The organism is Vibrio sp. 2132-1, assembly GCF_033344315.1.
This window is the reverse complement of the sequence record NZ_JAWPON010000442.1, coordinates 1-646: the sequence shown is the minus strand read 5'-3', so window position 1 is coordinate 646 and position 646 is coordinate 1. Positions and strand designations below refer to the sequence as shown.

Annotated in this window: 1 protein-coding gene; it reads right to left on the bottom strand. The window is 49.2% G+C overall.

Annotation, left to right across the window (positions count from 1 at the left end):
• Nucleotides 1-646, bottom strand: a 646-nt coding sequence (locus tag R8N47_RS25920) for a DUF3971 domain-containing protein (RefSeq protein ID WP_318186196.1), incomplete at both ends; no start/stop codon positions are given.

The window sequence follows — 646 nt, the reverse complement described above, 5'->3', positions numbered from 1 at the left end:
GTCGTCACCACATCGTTGTCGAACTGAATGCGGCCTGTGGCTTTTTCTAGCGTCATTGGCGGCGCATCAATATCAACACGGTTGTCTTTCAAATCCGCATAACCCCAAGCTCGCGCGTCTTTTTCCATATCAAAAGGAATGTTGAGCTGGAACTCGGAATATACCGGGCCACTAACTTGCAAGGCCGTCAAAGCGGCACCAACCGAGTCAACCAGCGGCGTAGCCATCATGTAGTCGCGAACTTCATTACCCGGAGCTGTGGCTTTAGCTTCAATTTCGATATGGCCATCTTCAGCCAACTCCGGAATGCGCCCCGTGATGCGTTTAGCGTGAACGCCATTTAACGTCGCCGATTTGGAATCCAGATACATGGCGTCGTTTTCAAACAATAGATCAAGCTGCAAGTCGGTAATGGTTGGCCACGCAGTATCAAAACTGAATTTCGCGTCTTTTAAGCCAACCCATGCCTGAAACATGCCGTTGTGCTCTTTGTAAGGAAAATCTCCTAACTCACCATACCATAGCAATTTGGCCGTGTTTACTTTACCGCCTTGAATGGCGGTCGATAGGTAGTCCGTCAGATCTTGACCTAATGCCAAAGTTGGCAAGTAACGCCAAGTTTCACCAGCGTTGTAGAGATCCGCCT